Genomic DNA, 15,999 nt, shown 5'->3' with positions numbered 1-15,999 from the left:
AATTTTCACGTCGCCCCGGTGCGGTCGTGGATGACGCCCGAACCGTCCGGCTCCGCGGCCATTCGGGCCCGCAGAGCCGGACGGCCCGACTGATGAGTGGGCCGTTCCAGCTGTCCGGATTCCTGGCGCCGGACGTGGAGGCACGACGTTTTCGCATGCGATTGAGTCCGCGGCCTCGGGTGGCGTCGGGCGTGTGTTGCGAGGCGATCAGCCGAGCCCCAGGGCGTCGGCTGCCCTTGGTCGTCGACGATGGTCCGGGTGCCGTCGCCGCGATCCGGCTGGTCCCGGTGGCGCTGACCCCGGCGTGCAACATCTCCCGCTGTCATGACGGGACGCCGAGATGGTGTCAGCGGCCTGTCGTACAGTCGCCATCTGTGACAACGACCCTGATGACGTACGCGGGCACCACCGAACCCGACGCGCCGACCACCCGTACCGGCGGCGTGCCGCTGGCCCCGGCCGGGACTACCTGGCCGCAGTGCGCCACCTGCGACGGACCGATGCAGTTCCTGGCCCAGGTACTCCTGGACGACCTTGGCCGCCACGCGGGCCAGGGCACCGCCGAGGGACGGGGCACGCTCGCCCTGTTCATGTGCCAGAACGATCCGGGCATGTGCGAGGAGTGGGATCCGCAGGCGGGCGGCAACCGCGCGCTGATCTTCCCCGCAGCCGCGCTCCAGCCGATCCCGGTGCACACGCTGGACGAGGACGACGACCAGGAGCCGGTCCCCCTCGGCTCGGTGAGCGCCGTCACGTACGAGACTCCGTCCACGACAGCGGACTACAGCCAGGCCTGCAACGAGTGGGCGAGCCGGCCGGGCCGGACTCCTCTGGACGTCCTCGGCCAACTCGGCGGGCAGCCCGCCTGGCTGCAGAACGACGAGACCCCTGCCTGCCCCACCTGCGCACGGCAGATGAGGCTCGTCGTCCAGCTCGAGGAAGGACGGGACCACGCCACAGCGATGAACTTCGGCGGTCGCGGCGAGGCCTACGCCTTCGCGTGCGAGCCCTGCACACAAGCCGTGTTCCTGTGGCAATGCTGACAGCAGCAACCCTCCGCCCCCGCCCAGAGAGCCGAACCGCGCTGGAGCAGCTACGCACGCTGCTCGGGGAACCCTCGTGCTGGGGCTGGGCCAGACCCGCGATCTGGGATGCCAGCGAGCGGTACCTCGGTTTCCGGCTGCCGGCCGACTTCAAGGCGTTCCTCGACCTGTACGGCCCCGGCTCGGTGGACGGTTACCTGACAATCGACCGGCCGATGGACACCACACCGGCCGAGTTGGAGCGCCACTGGGGACCTCCACCCGAGCGTCCAGCCTGGTACGGCGAGATCGCCGAGGGCTACTGGGAGGTGGACGAGTCCGATGCCCGATCAGGCGTGCTACTGCTATGGGGAAGCGACGAGCACGGCAGCCGGTACTTCTTCCGCGCGGTCGAGGACGATCCCACTGAGTGGCGGATCATCATCAGCAGTGATGAGGGCGAGTGGTTCGAGACCGCCGGAACGTTCACCGAGTTCCTGGTCCGCTGCTTCCACCGGATCGACCGCCCCGACTTCATGGACTCCAGCTGGCCTCGGCCGGGTGCACGCTACGAGGTCCGCGGGTGAGCCCTCGCTCAACGGCCTGGCCGGGCCGCTGCGGAGTCTCGACGAACTACCTGAGCAGCGCTCTGCGGACCAGGACGAGGGCGACCAGCCGGGTCTCACCATGGCCCGTGGCGCCTACGCCGTCGATCCCGAACCATTCGGTGCCCCGTACGTCGTCCCGAGCGCCCCCGCCCCCGACGCGGTTCTGGCCAGCACGGACCAGGACCGCACCACCGCCCAGGCCACACACTGGTCCGACCGCAGCTGCCCGGCCCATCAGGACAGCGATGGCGACCTCCGCGCCAGCGCCGGGTGGCTCCTGGAGCCTGCCGGCTGCCGACCCGGCCGGGCCGTCGCCGACGGCGTGCGCTGCCCGGAACGCCGGACTCTCACCGTCACCGCTCATGGGGCAGCCAGGGCTGCCGGGTTCGACCAGGAGCTCGCCGACCTCGCCGCCCGGGTCGCAACTGCGACCGGAATCGTCCTCCAGCCCGAGCCGACGCGCGTCGGCCTGCGGGTCACCGGCCCCTGACCTCCCGCTGGTCTCGGCCACTCCTCGGCTACTTGTCGCCTCCGCCACACGCCGGTCCGGGTGGCTGAGCTGGCTGAGCTGGCTGAGCTGGCTGAGCGCACATTGCCCACCGTTCGGGCTGCTCAATCGGTCCGGACGTCCATCTCGCAGGGCCTGAGGCATTTCGACCAGTGCTCGACCTTCCCCAACACGCGCCGACGACAAGACGGTTCACGGCATCAAGGGTCTATTGGCCCGCCCAGTCCGCACTGCCGTGCACCTGGCCTCCGACCACCAAAAGGCCCACGGGGAGCTGCGGTTGTGGACGGGAGGTGCCGACCTCGCCGCGATCCTGGCGGAGCACGAGGCAACAACCGAGGCCCGAGGGCTTCGGGCGTTGTGGACGACCAGTTCGCCACCGGCGAGCAGCTGCCCGATCACCTGCTCGTCCAGGGCGTCCGACTGCAACTCCGCTGGCGGAACGGCCTCGACAACCCCGGCCGAGACGGTCCTTCCTTGATCTGGAGCTGACCGTTCCTCTTCACAGACTCCGCTACGCCGCGCACGGAGTTGCCTGAGCTGCTCCTCCAGCTCGCGGGCGGACCGGGCGCGTTGCGCTGTCTCGACGAATAGTGCGTGTCGCAAGCACCGCGTTCCCACCAGGGGCCGTCGCGCCTCCCATGCTGGGGCGGATGCCGCCCCGCGTGGGCGGGTGGAGCTCGATGAGCTGGACGGAGACTGCTGATGAGTGTGATGGAACGCGTAGACGAGAAGGTCCTGGCGGTGGAGGGGGACGACGAGTCGGACGTCTACCCGGACGACCGGGAGTGGGTGAACGCCTGCATCCAGCGCATCCGCGGCGAACTCGCGCCCAAGGAGACGGCGGTGAAGGAGATTCCGCTGCCCCCACAGCTCAACGGGTTGAAGCTGCACATCAAGCGAGAGGCCGACCAGCCGTCCGGTAGCCACAAGCACCGGCTCGCGGCGGCGTTGCTCACCCACGCCCTGGCCAGCGGCCGGCTGGCGGAAGGCCGCCCCGTGGTGGAGGCGTCCAGCGGCTCGACGGCCATCTCCGAGGCGTGGTACTGCCAAAAGCTCGGCATCGACTTCTACGCGGTCGTGCCGAAGACCACGGCCCCGGAGAAGCAGAAGAAGATCGAGGAGTACGGCGGCACCGTGGTCCCGGTGTCGGGTGACATCGTCGAGTACGCCCACCGGGTGGCGAAGCGCTATGACGGCCACTTCATGGACCAGTTCACGTACGCGGAGCGGTCCTACGACTGGCGTGGCGAACACAGTCTCGCGGCGGAACTGCTGAAGGGCCTACCGAACCTGGACTGGTTCACCATGGGCGCGGGCACCGGCGGCACGACGACCTCGGTGGCCCGCTACGCCCGGTACACCGCCAAGAAGCTCCGGGTGTGCGTGCCCGACCCGGAGCACTCCGCGTACTTCGACGGCTGGTACTGGAAGGACCCCGCAGTGACCGACCAGGGCTCGCACATCGAGGGCATCGGCCGGCCCAGGGTCGAGGCCTCGTTCGTGCCGACCACGGTCAACCGCATGATCCGCGTCGCCGACGCGGCGTCGGTCGCCACCATGCGCTACCTCTCCGACCGGACGGAATGGGGCATCCACGCCGGGCCCTCGACCGGAACCGGCGTGTTCAGCGCGATCCAGATCCTGCTCGGCATGAACGACGGCCCCCAACTCGGAAGCGTCGCCACCGTGATGTGCGATCCGGGCGACCGCTACACGAACGAGTACTACAACGACGCCTGGCTGGCGGATCAGAAGATCGTCTACAAGCCCTGGTACACCACCATCAAGGACTTCTTCGAGAACGGCGTCTGGGCCCCGCCCACCTCCGTTCCCCCCACGCCTCGCCCCACGACGGCCTTGTGGAACATGTGACGCCTACGCGCCGACAAGATGGCCCCGGAACGGCGGTGGAGCCGTTCCGGGGCCCGTTCACGGATTCCCGGCGGGATCGTGACCGGCTCGGCCGCCGGTGTCCGGGAAGGGCAGGCAGGCGCCGGGATGCCGTTCGGGGCGTGGATCTCGGAGCCCTGGGGCCGATGCGGCGCGGGCGGCCCACTGGCGGCGCCCGAGGGCAATCTGCGTCGCGGCAGGATTCTCGCGCCACGGCCGGGCCGCCGGCTCCCTTCACCAGCGGGACCACCGCGCGGACCGCCGGCGACGGGGAGCCCGAGCTGACTGACAGTCATGATTCCGGGACGCGGAGGCCGGTAGGCCTTTACGGTGAGCAGGCGACACCTCACAAGCGGTGCTCTGTTCGGGGACTTTGACCAGATCCGGGGGGATCATGGCGTACTTCGTGGAACTGCCCGTCGGCTCGGTGAGCGAGGGACAGGACGTGGTCCGGGTGGAGATCGAGCAGGTCGGGGAAGGGCTGGTGCAGGTCGCCCGGCCCGGACAGGTGGTGGCTCGGGCGACACGCTCGCTCGGGGACATGCTGGCCGGCGTGCGTCCGGTCGCACAGAACTTCATCGAGGGGTTCCGGGGCCTGGCGCACGCCCCGGACGAGATCAGCATCGAGTTCGGCCTGTCCTTGTCGGCCGAGGCCGACGTGGTGATCTCCAGTACCGCCGCGGAGGCCAACTTCAAGGTCTCGCTCACCTGGAACCGGCAGACCCCCGAGGCATCGGCGCCTCCGGCGGCTTCGGACCCGGCCTAGTGTCCGCGTCCCGGGCCGACGCCGTCGACGGGGCCGGGCCCGATGCGCTGGCCTCCGCCGTCGTACGCATCCACGACCGTCGAGGCGTCCCGGTCGGCCTCGGCTTCCTGGTGACCGCCGATCGGATACTGACGTGTGCGCACGTGGTGTCCGCCGCGCTCGGCCTCCCTCCGGGAGCCGAGCCGGACGCCGACGCCCGCGTCGACGTCGACCTCCCGCTGCTCAGCGACCCGCTCACCGACCCGCTCACCGCAGCTGACGGCACAGGCGGTACAGGCGGTACGCGCGTTCCCACGACGGTTGAACGGTGGGCGCCCGCCCACCCGCACGGCGCCGGGGACGTGGCCGTGCTGCACCTGTCCGCTCCGCTTCCGGGCGCCCGGCCGATCCGCATGGTGGAGTCCTCCGACGTCTGGGGACACACGGTGCGGGCGTACGGCCTGCCGAGCGGCCGCCCGGGCGGTGTCTGGCACTCCGGTGTACTGAGGGCCCGACAGGCCAACGGGTGGATCCAGGCCGACCTGGCCGCCAACGGCTACCGGGTCTCCCCGGGGTTCAGCGGCGGCCCGGTGTGGGACGAACAGCTCGACGGTGTCGTCGGCATGATGGCGGTGGCGGAGACCGGAGACCCTCCATCCGGCTACTTGATCCCTGCCGAGGGCCTCGCCTCCGTATGGCCGGAGCTTCGCGAACTGGCACTGCCGCCGTCACCGTTTCGAAGTCTGCGCCCGCTTCAGGAATCCGACGCCCCGGTCTTCCACGGCCGTCGGGCGGAGACGGCAGAAGTCACCGCCCTGGTCGCCCGGGAACGGTGGACCACCCTCGTCGGTCCCTCCGGTTCGGGCAAGTCCTCCCTCGCGATGGCCGGCGTCATACCCCGCCTGCACTCCCAGGGCATGACCGCCGTGGTGGTCCGGCCCAACGCCGGCGCGACCCCGCTGTCCGCGCTCGCCGCCGCGCTGTCTCCGCTGCTGGAACCGGATCTGACCGAACTGGAACGCCTAGAACGCCTTCCGGCGCTCACCGGCCTTCTGCGCGCCCAGGGGCTCGGAGATCTCGCAGCTCTCCTGCTGGCCCGCCTCGGCACCGATCAACTGATCGTCTTGGTGGACCAGTTCGAGGAGATGCTCACCGGGACCGACCTGGCGGCTGTCGATGAGTTGGCGGCCGTGCTGTTCGGCCCGTCGCTTCCCCGGACCGTGCACGTGCTCACCACGCTCCGGGCCGACTACCTGGAGACCGCGCTGGCCCATCCGAGTCTTGGCCGGGCCTGCCGCCGACAGGTCTACGCGCTGGGGCCGATGACCGGTGACCAGCTCCGGGAGATCGTCACCGCACCGGTGGCAGCGATTCCGTCGGTGCGCTACGAGGCCCACCTGGTGGACCGCATCCTGACCGATGCGGGCGGTGAGGCGGGTGCCCTGCCGCTCCTCGGCTTCACCCTCGACCTGCTGTGGAAGCGTCAGGCGGCCGGGGTTCTCAGCCACCGCGCGTACGAGGAGATCGGTCACGTCAGCGGAGCTCTCGGAGAGTACGCCGAGCAAGCCTGGGACAGACATGTCTCCGCCGGGGAGGAGCCGGCCGCCCGCCGGCTCTTCACCCGCCTCGTCCGCGTCCCCCTCGGCGCACCCGGTGCCACCCGCCGGACCGTTCCCCGCCAGGAGCTCGCCGAGGACGAATGGCACATCGCCCAACGTCTGGCCGGCACCCGGCTCCTGGTCATCGATCACAGTGCCGAGGGCGTCGAGACCGTTGAGCTGGCCCACGAGGCCCTGATCACCGCCTGGTCCCGGCTGCGCGACTGGGTCGGCGAGGACCGCGCGTTCCTGGAGTGGCGGGAGTCCGTCCGGCACGACCGCCAGCGCTGGGACCACGCCGGTCAACCCGCTGACCTGCTCCCCACCGGGCCCACCCTCGCCACCGCCCGCACCTGGCAGCGCGAGCGCGGTGCCGAGCTGTCCGAAGCCGAACGCACCTACCTCGAACTCGCAAGGCGGCACCACCGGGCCCGCGGCCGTCGGCGCCGTACCTTCCGGACCGCCCTCGTCGCGGTGATCACCGTCTCCCTCGCCCTGGGCGTCCTGTTCGCCACGGCCCGCCGCGATGCCGCGGAGCGCCAGGCCGACTCCGACTCCCGCGCCCTCGTCCAGGCCTCCCAGGACGACATGACCTACGACCCGGTACGGGCCGTGATGATGGCCCTCGCCGCGTACCGGACGAAGCCCACGCCGGAGGCCCGGAACCAGCTGATGCGGCAGTACCTCCTCCGGGCCGGCGCGGACTCCCTGTTCTCGGGCATGTCCGGAACCGGCGGGACGTTCAGCACCAGCCGGGACGGTGACGTCGTCCTCTCCCGCGACGCCATGGCCCACGTCGTCCTGTTCGTCCGCGGCCGGGACGGCACCGTCCACAGCCGGCCGGTCCCGGCCGGGTACGCCTTCTACCTGATGGTCTCCCCGGACGGACGCCGCGCCGGATTCGTGACCGACGACGGGGCGGGAGGCTGGTTCGACGTCGACAAGGAGAGCACCACGCCCATCGGCCAGGTTCACCAGCTGCCCCGAGTGGACGGGGTGCTGCAGATCTCCGCGGCTCCTGCCGACGCGACCGCGATGTCACCCGACGGGCGCTACATCGCGGTTCCGACCCGCGACAGCCTGGTCTGGTGGGATCTGGAGGCGGGGGCGGTCGCCGGCCGCGTTGCCGCACCTCAGGACATGGGAAGCGGGCTGTGGTTCGGCTCCGACGGGCATTCCCTGCTGGTGAAGACCAGCAACGGTGGTACCGGACTGGCCTCCGTGGACATGGCCGGCGGTGCCGCGCGGAACGTGGTGGTGCCTGCTGATCACCAAGGGATCCTGCCCTCCGGGGACCGGGCCACCGTCGCCGTCGTCCGGACCCACGAACCCGGACAGGGCAGCGGCACGAAGAGCACCGTACGACTGATCCGGGTGTCCGACGGATCCGTGGTGGGAAAACCGTACGAAACCACGGAGACGATCGCCCCGGCGACCGAACTGATCGCGGCGAGCGCCGACGGCCACCGGATCGTGATCAACGAAGCCGCCAAACTGACGCTCCTGGACCTCGACCGGGGAAAAGCCGTCGCGTTGGTGGACGAACCGGGCCACCTGTACGAGCACGCATCCGTTCTCCTCTCCACCGGCGGGAAGGAGTATCTCGTCGGTCAGGGACGGAGCTCCATCTCCTACACCGAGATCCCCGCGGGCGAGGAGGACACGGCCGTGGCCGACACCGTCCACCTCAGCCGGGACGGCAGGAAGATCACCATCCGCCTGACGGGCGGCTCCGACCTCGAACTCCGCGAGCCCGGGCTCGACGTCGGAAGGCTCCTGACCAGAACAGCCCTGCCACAGCCCGCCTGGAAGGGCAAAGGCGACCGCCTCCTGTCCAACCGGGACGACACGCTCATCGCGCTCCGGGACGGCCCGAACACCGTCTCCGTCCGTGACGCGTCCACCCTACGAGCGGTCGCCCGCATCGCCGCGGCACCATCCCAGGTCGACTCGGCAGCCGAGGACTTCAGCTACTTCTTCGACGGGGACGACCGCCTGGTGACGGTCTCCGGCACCCAGATCCAGCAGTGGGAGGCCAGAACCGGCGTCCGGTTGGCGCAGTTCGACGCGGCCGCGTTCCATCCCCCGGCCGACAAGCACGGCACGCCACAGATGTACGTCGGCCCGCACTGGCAGGAGGGAAAGCTGACCGTGGTCGTGCACGACGACCCCGTGATCCGTGTCGTCGACATCGGCACCGGCCACACCGTAGCGTCGCTGAACCCGGGCATCACCGACCTGATCGCGGCCCGGTTCGACGAGAGCGGCCGCTACCTGGCCGTTCTCCGCAGGAACAGCGTCGTCGAACTGTGGCGGCCCGACCCCCTGCAGAGGGAAATCGGCCCCCTCCCCACCACCAGCACACCGGGCCAGAACTCGGCCATAACCCGATTCGTCGACGCCCAGGGTCGTTTCATGATCGCGGCCAACAACGCCATCCGGATCTACCAGGTCGGCGGCCCACCTTCCGTGGACTCCTACGACTTCCGCAACGTGACCGACAACAGTCTGCAGGAGCCGCTCACGTTCCTGGACGCCACCAACGACGGAAAGACCCTCCTCATCCGCACCGAGAACGACTACGTCCACCGGATCGTCCTCGACCCCGACGCTTGGCAGCGAGACCTGTGCCGCATCATCGGCTACCGCTCCTTCACCGCCGATGAACGACGCACCCTGCCAGTCCGGGTACCCGACCGTCCCCTCTGCCTTCCCCCCAAGCCCTGAAGCCGCGGACGGCACCGGATTCGACGCCGACTGCGCGGTGAACGCGCAGATCCGGGCTTCCGCCCGCAACGGATAGACGTGGTGTCGCACTTGTCACCCTCCCGACCGCCCGCGGCCTCACTCCGGCTGCGGGCGGTGGTTGTGGAACAGGACGATCCCCTCCACCAGCCCCTTCTCCACCACCGCCGGGGTGGCGCGCAGCCACTGGAGTGCTTCCGCGCTGGTCGGGGTGTCGACGACCAGCTTGTAGAAGGACAGGTAGCCCGCCACACGTTCCAGGAGCACGCTGTCGGGGATCGGGATCCCCGCCCCGAAGGCGTCGAGGGGGTCCCGGTTGGCGGCACGGTAGCTGTCCATCATGTGGAACTCGCCGGCGAGTCGACTGCGCTCGGGCGTGAGCCGGTCCCCGGGGATCGTCTTCAGGATCGCGGAGAGCTTCCCCTGGCTCTTGCTGTAGCCGTCGCCCATGGCGAGTTTGAGCGCCGCGGCCGCCTCTTCGCCGAACGCGCGCAACTCGGTGGAGATCTTCCGCTGCGCCATCGTCTGCGGCTTCTCCTGGGACTTGAAACGGCCGGTGACCGAGTCGAGCGCGTGCTGCATCTCGTGGGTCACGGTCGCGGCGAATTCCCGCAGTTCGAGCGGAGAGGCGTCGTCCTTGGGCGGGGTGATCCTCAGCGCGCCGCCCTCTCCCTCGTTGCTGAGCGCGAACAACGCGCGCGCACTCTTGATGTCCGTCTGCTCGTCGATCTCGATGGTGATGGCGGACTCCTCCAGGGCCTTGAACAACTCCTTGTAGGGGACGCTGAATCGGACACCTTCCTGCTCGCCGGACGCCTGGTGGAGCAGGTCCGCGAAACGGTCCGGCGAGAGGTGCTGCCGTGACCAGTCGGCCTTGGCGTAGGTGATGGCGCGCTGCACGACCGGCGCACCGGGGCGGGCGGCTGGTGCGTCCCCCGTCCTCCGCTGGGCGGGGACAGCGCCGCTCAGCACCCGGGTCGCGTTGGCTTCGGCCTCCCGCTCGAAGCGGTCGGACGGGGAGGAGACCTTCAGGCCGTCGCCGTTGTCGGTGCCCGCGACGGGGCCTTGGCGCTGTTGCACGACGTGCGTCAGCTCGTGGGCGAGGGTGTGCCGGTCCATGCCGCCGTCGCCGATGACCACGTGGTTGCCCGAGGTGTAGGCGCGGGCGCCGACCTCAGCGGCAGAGGCTCGGGCGGCCTGGCCGGTGTGGATGCGGACGTCGGAGAAGTCGGCGCCGATCCGGGCTTCCATCTCGGTGCGGGTGGCGTCGTCCAGCGGCCTGCCGCCCGTGCTCAGGACGTCGTGGACGGTGGACCGCTGTACTGGTGCGCCCGCCCCGACGGCGGCCTGCGGGTGACCGCACCCCGCACCGTGCTGGTGCCTGGACCGCTCGATCACGCGCGAGACCGCGGCGTTGCCGATGCCGCGCTGCAAGGCGAGGGCCGTCTGCGCAGACCCGCCCCCGAGGCTCAGCCCCAGCCCGTCGGCCGCCGGAGCGGCCTTGCGCGGCAGGTCGCGGCGCCGGTGCGGCTCCGACGGCTTGCCGGGGTCTTTCGCGTGCATGGGAACCCCTCCAGAGGCGCGACAGGTGTTCCCTCTGACATATCCGGCCGGACTGTCGTCGCGCAGCACAACGGACGATCAGGCACCGTTCTGTGCTCCAAAGGGCACGGGAGAGGGCCGGGGCGCGCACCCGCGCGTGGGAGCGCCGACCTGCGAGCAGCGCCGGCGCTTGGCAACCCTGTCGGTTTCACCGTTCGACGGTGATGTCACTTCGACGACGAGCACGGTCTGGTCCGGGAGGAGCGCTCCCTCCGTCTTCGCCGGCTCGGCGGGCACGACGGCCAGGTCACGATGCGTCGGTGTGACACGGGCGTCCCGCGCCCGGCCGGCGGCCGTGTTCAGGGAGCCACGCTCAGGGGGCCGCTCAGGGAGCCGTGTTCAGGGAGCCGTGTTCAGGGGGCCGTGTTCAGGGGGCCGCGAACAGCCGGGGGAAGCCCGGGGCCAGCCACGGCCTGCGGCCCCAGGCGAGCACCTTGCCCCGGGCGAGGGCGCCGGTGGCGGTGTAGCGGCCCAGCGCGATGAGGAAGAACGCCACCGGCCCGGTGAGGATCGTGCAGTCCGGGCGGCGCGGCGGCTCCTGGCTCACCACGGCGACACCGTCCGTGAAGGTCACCGCGAACCCGTCCAGACCGCGCACCCGCAGCCGGTAGCAGGCGCTGTGGCCCGCCGCGGCGCGCGCGTCCAGCACCCGGGGCATCGCCGTCCGCAGGAAGGGCATCGTCAGCCCCACGCGGTGCCGGTCGATCGGGTGCGGCCGCCCGAGAGCGAGGGCGATGTCGTAGAGGTGGCCCAGCATGTGGGTCAGCAGGTAGGCGCCGAGGGTGTCCAGGTCCATCGGGCCGAGCGGGGTCAGCACCGGCTCGGTGCCGGCACGCGAGCCGGCCGCCGCCGTGAACTCCCGTGCCTGCCGGGCGATCTCCCCGCCGAGCACGGTCAGGTCCCGCTCCGGCCGCCTGGCCAGCGAGGCCGCGTTCGCGGCAGCCAGCGAACCCGGAGTGCCGTCCCCGTACGGCCGTTCCTCGCCGGCGGCCAAATCGGCCATCAGCTCGTTGGCCATCGCCAGGTGGGCGGCGGCCTCGCCGACCGTCCACTCGGCGCCGGGTATCGGGGTGTCACCGCGACCGCCGGCGAGCAGGGCGACGGCCTCGTCGCCGACGGCGGTGACGGCTTCGAAGAGCGCGGTGCGCGCGGCACCGGGGACGTGCTCGGGGAGCGGGAGGGTCATGCTGGTGAAGACTGGCCGACCCCCGCACCGCTGTCCAGACCCGCGGCACGGTCCGGGCGGGCCCCTGACCATCGCGGCCCGCCCGGACGACGAGAGCCGGTCAGCCCGCTATCGGGCCCGCAGACCCCTACACGCGGCTGAAGCCGTGGCTGCGCTCCACTTTCGCCACGTGCAGCGTGTAGTTCTGGTACCACTCGGCTTGCCCGCGCTTCTGCGCCGCGCGGTGCTCGACGTTGCTCCGCCACTCCGTGAGGGCGTCGGCGTCGCGGAAGTACCCGACGGTGATGCCCAGACCGCCAGGGGTCTGGGCGTGGTCCATCCCCAGGTACCCGGGGACGTCCTTCACCAGGTCTTCCATGCGTGCGCTGGTCTCGCTGTAACCGTTCTGGTCCTGGGTTCGCACCGTCGTGAAGACGGCCAGGTAGTAGGGGGGTTCATAGGCCTCGACGGGCACGACAGGTGCTTCGGGGTGATCACTCATGGCGCCACCGTAAGGCGGGATGCGCCGAACGATCCAGCTCTTTCCTGAACGGCGACGCGCATGACGTCCTCGTCCCGGTGTCAGCTCCCGGGGGTGGCGGCGGGGGCGAAGGCGAGGGCGGTGTTGTGGCCGCCGAATCCGGCCGAGGTGCTCAGTGCGAGGTGGAGGCGCTGGCGGCGGGGGCCGCCGTGGACCAGGTCGATCGCGCCGGTGTCCCGGTCGGGGACGGCGAACCCCGCGGTGGCGGGGACGAGTTGGTGCTGCACGGTGAGCACCGTCAGGGCGGCTTCGATGGCACCGGCGGCGCCCATCGTGTGGCCGAGCGCGCCCTTGGCGGAGGTGACGGACGGGGGGCGCCGGGCGAAGAGCCGGACGATCAGGCGGGCCTCCGCGGAGTCGTTGAGCGGGGTGCTCGTGCCGTGGGCGTTGACGTGGTCGACGTCGTCGGGGCAGGAGCCGGCCTCGGCGAGGGCCAGCCGGACGGCCGCTTCGAGTCCGCGGGCTTCCGGGTGCGGTGCGACGGGGTGGTAGGCGTCGGCGGCGGTTCCGGTGCCGACCAGCAGGGCTCTGGGCGCGGCCTGCCGCGACGTCGCGTCCGGCCGGCGTTCCAGGACGAGGAAGCCCGCTCCCTCGCCGATGACGAAGCCGTCGCGGTCCGCGTCGAACGGGCGGGAGGCGCGGACGGGGTCGGTGTTGCGGGAGAGGGCCTTCATCCGGGCGAATCCGGCGACGCAGACCGGAGTGATCATGGCGTCGGTGCCGCCGGCCAGGGCGATGTCGCAGGCTCCGGTGTGGAGCAGCAGGGCTGCGGTGTGGATGGCGGCGGCCCCGGAGGCGCAGGCGGTGGCGGTGTGCAGCACCGGGCCCGTCGTGCCGAGCTCGATGGCGAGTTGAGCTGCTGCCATGTTCGGCAGGAAGGCGGGGAGCGCCAGTGCGGACACGGCGGAGGGGCCCAGGGTGCGGAGTCGTTCCGCCGCGTGTTCGTAGCTGCCGACTCCTCCGGCGGCGGAGCCGAGGACCAGGGCGACCCGGGCGCCGTCCCAGCGCGCGGGTTCGAGGCCCGCGTCGGCGACGGCCTCCCGCGCGGCGGCGATGGCGAAGCGGGTGGCGCGGTCCAGCCGCCAGGGCTGGCGACCGCCGACCAGCGCGGCGGAGTCGCCGGGGACCCGGCAGGAGAGAACGACGGGGAGCCCGGCGAGCGCCGGGTCGGGTGCTGCCGTGCTGCGGGCGTCGAGGACGCCTCGCCAGGTCGGCTCCGCCCCGTGACCGGCCGGGGTGGCCAGGCCGATCCCGGTGACGGCGAGCGGTGGGCGGGACGCGGTCATGCGGCCGGGCCGGGCGGCTGCTCGGGGTCGACAAACAGGTCGGGCTCGACGGACGCGACGGGCTCGACGGGCCGGACGGGCTGCGCGAGCAGGGCGTGGATGCGGCCGACGAGCTGGCCCACCGTCACGTCGGCGGCGGAGTCGAGGTCGTCGTCCAGGGCGACGCCCCAGTGGTCCTGGAGGGTGACGACGAGTTCGATCCGGGCGAGGGAGTCGAGGTCGAGGTCGTCGAGGGCGGCGTCGTCGCCGATCGTGTCGGAGGGGGTGTCGAACTTCTCGGTGAGCAGGGTGACCAGGTGCTCGCGGACGGGGTTCACGGTGGGCTGACCTCCTCGTGGTCGTGGTCGTGGTCGTGGCCGTGGTGCGGGGGCCGGGGTTCCGGGGCGGCCGTCCGTACGGGTGCGTCCGGCCACAGCAGGGTGGCGGAGGCCCAGGTGAGACCGCCGCCGAAGGCGGTGAGCAGGGTCGGGGCGCCCGGGCGGCAGGCCCCTCGGGCGGCGGCGTCGGCGAGGGCGAGCGGTACGGAGGCGCCCGCCGTGTTGCCGACGTCGCGGATGTTGCCGAAGCGGTGCCGTGGCGGGATGCCGAGGCGGTCGGCGACGGCGTCCAGGATCCGCTGGTTGGCCTGGTGCCCGATGAAGGCCTGGACTTCGCGGGCCTGCCAGCCGGTCGCGACCAGGGCGGCCCCGGCGGAGGCGGCCATCCGGCGTACGGCGTGGGCGTAGACCTGGCGCCCGCGCATCCGGAAGTAGCGGTCATCGCGCCCGGGGGCTTCGGTGGCGGGGAGTCGGGAGCCGCCTGCGGCCACGGTGATCAGGTCGCTCTCGCCGCCGTCGCTGCCCCAGTCGGTCTCCAGCAGGGCACCGGGTTCGGTGGTGTCCCCGGGGCGGAGCACCACTGCGGCGGCGGCGTCGCCGAAGAGCGGTGCGGTGTCGCGGTCGAAGGGGTCGACGATGGCCGAGTACTTCTCGGCCGCGACCACCAGGGGGGTGCGGCAGGCGCCGCTGCGGAGCAGGGCGGAGGCCGTGGCCAGGCCGTAGAGGAAGCCCGAGCAGACGGCCGCGAGGTCGAACGCGGGGACCGGTCCGAGGCCGAGGCGGTGGGCGACCTCCGGTGCGGTGGCCGGGCAGGGGCGGTCCGGCGTGGTGGTGGCCAGCAGGAGCAGGTCCGGGCGCAGGCCCGGGGAGCCGGTGGAGTCGATCGCGGCGCGCGCGGCGGCCGTGGCCAGGTCCCCGGTGCTGACGCCGGGTCCGGCCAGCCGCCGGCGGTGGATGCCGGTCCGGCCGGTGATCCACTCGTCGGTGGTGTCCAGGCCGCCCCGGGCGATGACCTGGGTGTTGGTCACCTCCCGGGGCGGGAGGCTGGATCCGAGGCCGGCGATCACCGCCGTGGCACGGCGACCGGGGGCGGAGGCGAGGGTGGGGGCGGGGACGGGGGGTGGGGAGGTCATGCCGCGGCGAACGGGGAGGGCGGCTTGGGGGTGCCCGCAAGGCCGCCGTCGGGGACCGAGAGGCCGCCGTCCAGGGCGATCGCCTGCCCGGTGAGGAAGGCGGAGGCGGGCGAGGCCAGGAACAGCGCCGCCGCGGCGACCTCCTCCAGTTCGGCCCAGCGCCCCATCGGCACGTGGGCCAGCAGCCAGTCGGTGAGCGCGGCGTTGGTGTGGACGGCGGCCGTCATGTCGGTGCGCACCCAGCCGGGGCACAGCGCGTTGACCCGGATCCCGCTGCGGGCCCAGCCGACCGCGAGGCTGCGGGCGAGGGAGACCTGGGCGGCCTTGGTCGCGGCGTAGACCTCCATCATGGGCGTGCCGACCAGACCCGCGACCGAGGACATCAGCACCAGGCTGGCGCCGTCCGACTGCGCCAGGTACGGGTGGGCGTGCCGGCAGATCGCGGCGGTGGCGTTGAGGTTGACCGCGACCACCTCGTCCCAGACGTGCTGCGGGAGGTGCTGCAGCGGTGCGAGGAGTGTGCTGCCGTCGGGGTTGGTGGGCAGGATGCCGGCGTTGTGGACGACGATGTCGAGGCCACCCAGCGCCTGGGCGGCCTGGTCGACGATGGCGGCCTGCCCGGTGTCGGCGAGGTCGCCGGGCACCAGGACGGGGGTGCCCCCGTAGCGGGCCACCTGGTCGGCGGTGTGCTTCAGCGCGGGCCCGGTGCGGGCGGAGAGGGCGAGCCGGGCCCCGGCCTGGGCGAGCGCGACGGCGACGGCCTGGCCGATGCCGCGCGAGGAGCCGGTCACCAGGGCGCGGCGGCCGTCGAGGCGGAAGCGGTTGAGGATGGTCAT

General features: G+C 72.0%; 14 protein-coding genes and 1 pseudogene. 7 read left to right on the top strand and 8 right to left on the bottom strand.

The window, feature by feature from the left end; translation table 11 throughout:
• Window positions 1–374: 374 nt before the first annotated feature.
• The 7 genes from ACIOGZ_RS35460 (at window position 375) to ACIOGZ_RS35430 (ending at window position 9,101) form a co-directional block, all read left to right on the top strand.
• Entirely contained in the window at window positions 375–1,043 is a 669-nt protein-coding gene (locus ACIOGZ_RS35460) for a DUF1963 domain-containing protein (protein ID WP_363581153.1), read from the top strand.
• Window positions 1,037–1,609, top strand: a complete 573-nt coding sequence (locus ACIOGZ_RS35455; RefSeq protein ID WP_363581151.1) for an SMI1/KNR4 family protein — start codon at window positions 1,037–1,039, stop codon at window positions 1,607–1,609. Before ACIOGZ_RS35460 ends, ACIOGZ_RS35455 begins: the two co-directional genes overlap by 7 nt.
• Complete coding sequence (locus tag ACIOGZ_RS35450; RefSeq protein ID WP_400988965.1) at window positions 1,584–2,120, top strand: hypothetical protein; 537 nt, start codon at window positions 1,584–1,586, stop codon at window positions 2,118–2,120. The genes ACIOGZ_RS35455 and ACIOGZ_RS35450 overlap by 26 nt, the downstream gene beginning before the upstream one ends.
• A 378-nt stretch (window positions 2,121–2,498) precedes the next feature.
• Window positions 2,499–2,630, top strand: coding sequence for a hypothetical protein (locus tag ACIOGZ_RS35445; RefSeq protein WP_400988962.1), 132 nt, complete (start codon window positions 2,499–2,501; stop codon window positions 2,628–2,630).
• Window positions 2,631–2,843: 213 nt separating this feature from the next.
• The gene (locus tag ACIOGZ_RS35440; protein ID WP_363581149.1) at window positions 2,844–4,013 is read left to right on the top strand and encodes a pyridoxal-phosphate dependent enzyme; all 1,170 of its coding nucleotides are present in this window, start codon (window positions 2,844–2,846) and stop codon (window positions 4,011–4,013) included.
• 412 nt (window positions 4,014–4,425) lie between these two features.
• Complete coding sequence (locus ACIOGZ_RS35435; protein WP_400988960.1) at window positions 4,426–4,797, top strand: CU044_2847 family protein; 372 nt, start codon at window positions 4,426–4,428, stop codon at window positions 4,795–4,797.
• Window positions 4,797–9,101, top strand: a complete 4,305-nt coding sequence (locus ACIOGZ_RS35430) for a trypsin-like peptidase domain-containing protein (protein ID WP_400988957.1) — start codon at window positions 4,797–4,799, stop codon at window positions 9,099–9,101. Before ACIOGZ_RS35435 ends, ACIOGZ_RS35430 begins: the two co-directional genes overlap by 1 nt.
• Window positions 9,102–9,218: 117 nt before the next feature.
• Here the strand turns inward: ACIOGZ_RS35430 and ACIOGZ_RS35425 are convergent, their stop codons facing one another.
• The 8 genes and pseudogenes from ACIOGZ_RS35425 to ACIOGZ_RS35390 form a co-directional block, all read right to left on the bottom strand.
• Window positions 9,219–10,682: a DUF4157 domain-containing protein gene (locus ACIOGZ_RS35425; RefSeq protein WP_400988955.1), complete on the bottom strand. Its 1,464-nt coding sequence runs from the start codon at window positions 10,680–10,682 to the stop codon at window positions 9,219–9,221.
• Window positions 10,683–10,820: 138 nt separating this feature from the next.
• Window positions 10,821–10,970 (bottom strand): annotated as a pseudogene (locus tag ACIOGZ_RS35420) (Uma2 family endonuclease); the annotation flags it as partial.
• Between the two features lie 118 nt (window positions 10,971–11,088).
• The gene (locus ACIOGZ_RS35415) at window positions 11,089–11,907 is read right to left on the bottom strand and encodes a maleylpyruvate isomerase family mycothiol-dependent enzyme (protein ID WP_400988953.1); all 819 of its coding nucleotides are present in this window, start codon (window positions 11,905–11,907) and stop codon (window positions 11,089–11,091) included.
• Window positions 11,908–12,034: 127 nt separating this feature from the next.
• Window positions 12,035–12,388 (bottom strand): antibiotic biosynthesis monooxygenase, encoded by a 354-nt coding sequence (locus ACIOGZ_RS35410; protein WP_363581139.1) that lies wholly within the window; start codon window positions 12,386–12,388, stop codon window positions 12,035–12,037.
• Between the two features lie 80 nt (window positions 12,389–12,468).
• Window positions 12,469–13,713, bottom strand: a complete 1,245-nt coding sequence (locus ACIOGZ_RS35405; protein WP_400988951.1) for a beta-ketoacyl-[acyl-carrier-protein] synthase family protein — start codon at window positions 13,711–13,713, stop codon at window positions 12,469–12,471.
• Entirely contained in the window at window positions 13,710–14,030 is a 321-nt protein-coding gene (locus ACIOGZ_RS35400; protein WP_363630896.1) for a phosphopantetheine-binding protein, read from the bottom strand. Before ACIOGZ_RS35400 ends, ACIOGZ_RS35405 begins: the two co-directional genes overlap by 4 nt.
• Window positions 14,027–15,163, bottom strand: a complete 1,137-nt coding sequence (locus ACIOGZ_RS35395) for a beta-ketoacyl-ACP synthase 3 (protein ID WP_363581133.1) — start codon at window positions 15,161–15,163, stop codon at window positions 14,027–14,029. Before ACIOGZ_RS35395 ends, ACIOGZ_RS35400 begins: the two co-directional genes overlap by 4 nt.
• On the bottom strand, window positions 15,160–15,999 hold the full coding sequence (locus ACIOGZ_RS35390; RefSeq protein WP_363630894.1) for an SDR family NAD(P)-dependent oxidoreductase: 840 nt from the start codon (window positions 15,997–15,999) through the stop codon (window positions 15,160–15,162). Before ACIOGZ_RS35390 ends, ACIOGZ_RS35395 begins: the two co-directional genes overlap by 4 nt.

The sequence above is a fragment of the Kitasatospora sp. NPDC088160 genome, from assembly GCF_044741445.1.
Lineage (GTDB): Bacteria > Actinomycetota > Actinomycetes > Streptomycetales > Streptomycetaceae > Kitasatospora.
The sequence above is the reverse complement of the archived record's forward strand: the minus strand, read 5'-3'. Positions and strand labels throughout refer to the sequence as shown.

Coding starts and splice junctions, on each gene's coding strand:
- ACIOGZ_RS35455 (WP_363581151.1), top strand. CDS start 1,037: ATGCTGACAGCAGCAACCCTCCGCCCCCGCCCAGAGAGCCGAACCGCG.
- ACIOGZ_RS35440 (WP_363581149.1), top strand. CDS start 2,844: ATGAGTGTGATGGAACGCGTAGACGAGAAGGTCCTGGCGGTGGAGGGG.
- ACIOGZ_RS35435 (WP_400988960.1), top strand. CDS start 4,426: ATGGCGTACTTCGTGGAACTGCCCGTCGGCTCGGTGAGCGAGGGACAG.
- ACIOGZ_RS35425 (WP_400988955.1), bottom strand. CDS start 10,682: ATGCACGCGAAAGACCCCGGCAAGCCGTCGGAGCCGCACCGGCGCCGC.
- ACIOGZ_RS35415 (WP_400988953.1), bottom strand. CDS start 11,907: ATGACCCTCCCGCTCCCCGAGCACGTCCCCGGTGCCGCGCGCACCGCG.
- ACIOGZ_RS35410 (WP_363581139.1), bottom strand. CDS start 12,388: ATGAGTGATCACCCCGAAGCACCTGTCGTGCCCGTCGAGGCCTATGAA.
- ACIOGZ_RS35405 (WP_400988951.1), bottom strand. CDS start 13,713: ATGACCGCGTCCCGCCCACCGCTCGCCGTCACCGGGATCGGCCTGGCC.
- ACIOGZ_RS35395 (WP_363581133.1), bottom strand. CDS start 15,163: ATGACCTCCCCACCCCCCGTCCCCGCCCCCACCCTCGCCTCCGCCCCC.
- ACIOGZ_RS35390 (WP_363630894.1), bottom strand. CDS start 15,999: ATGACCATCCTCAACCGCTTCCGCCTCGACGGCCGCCGCGCCCTGGTG.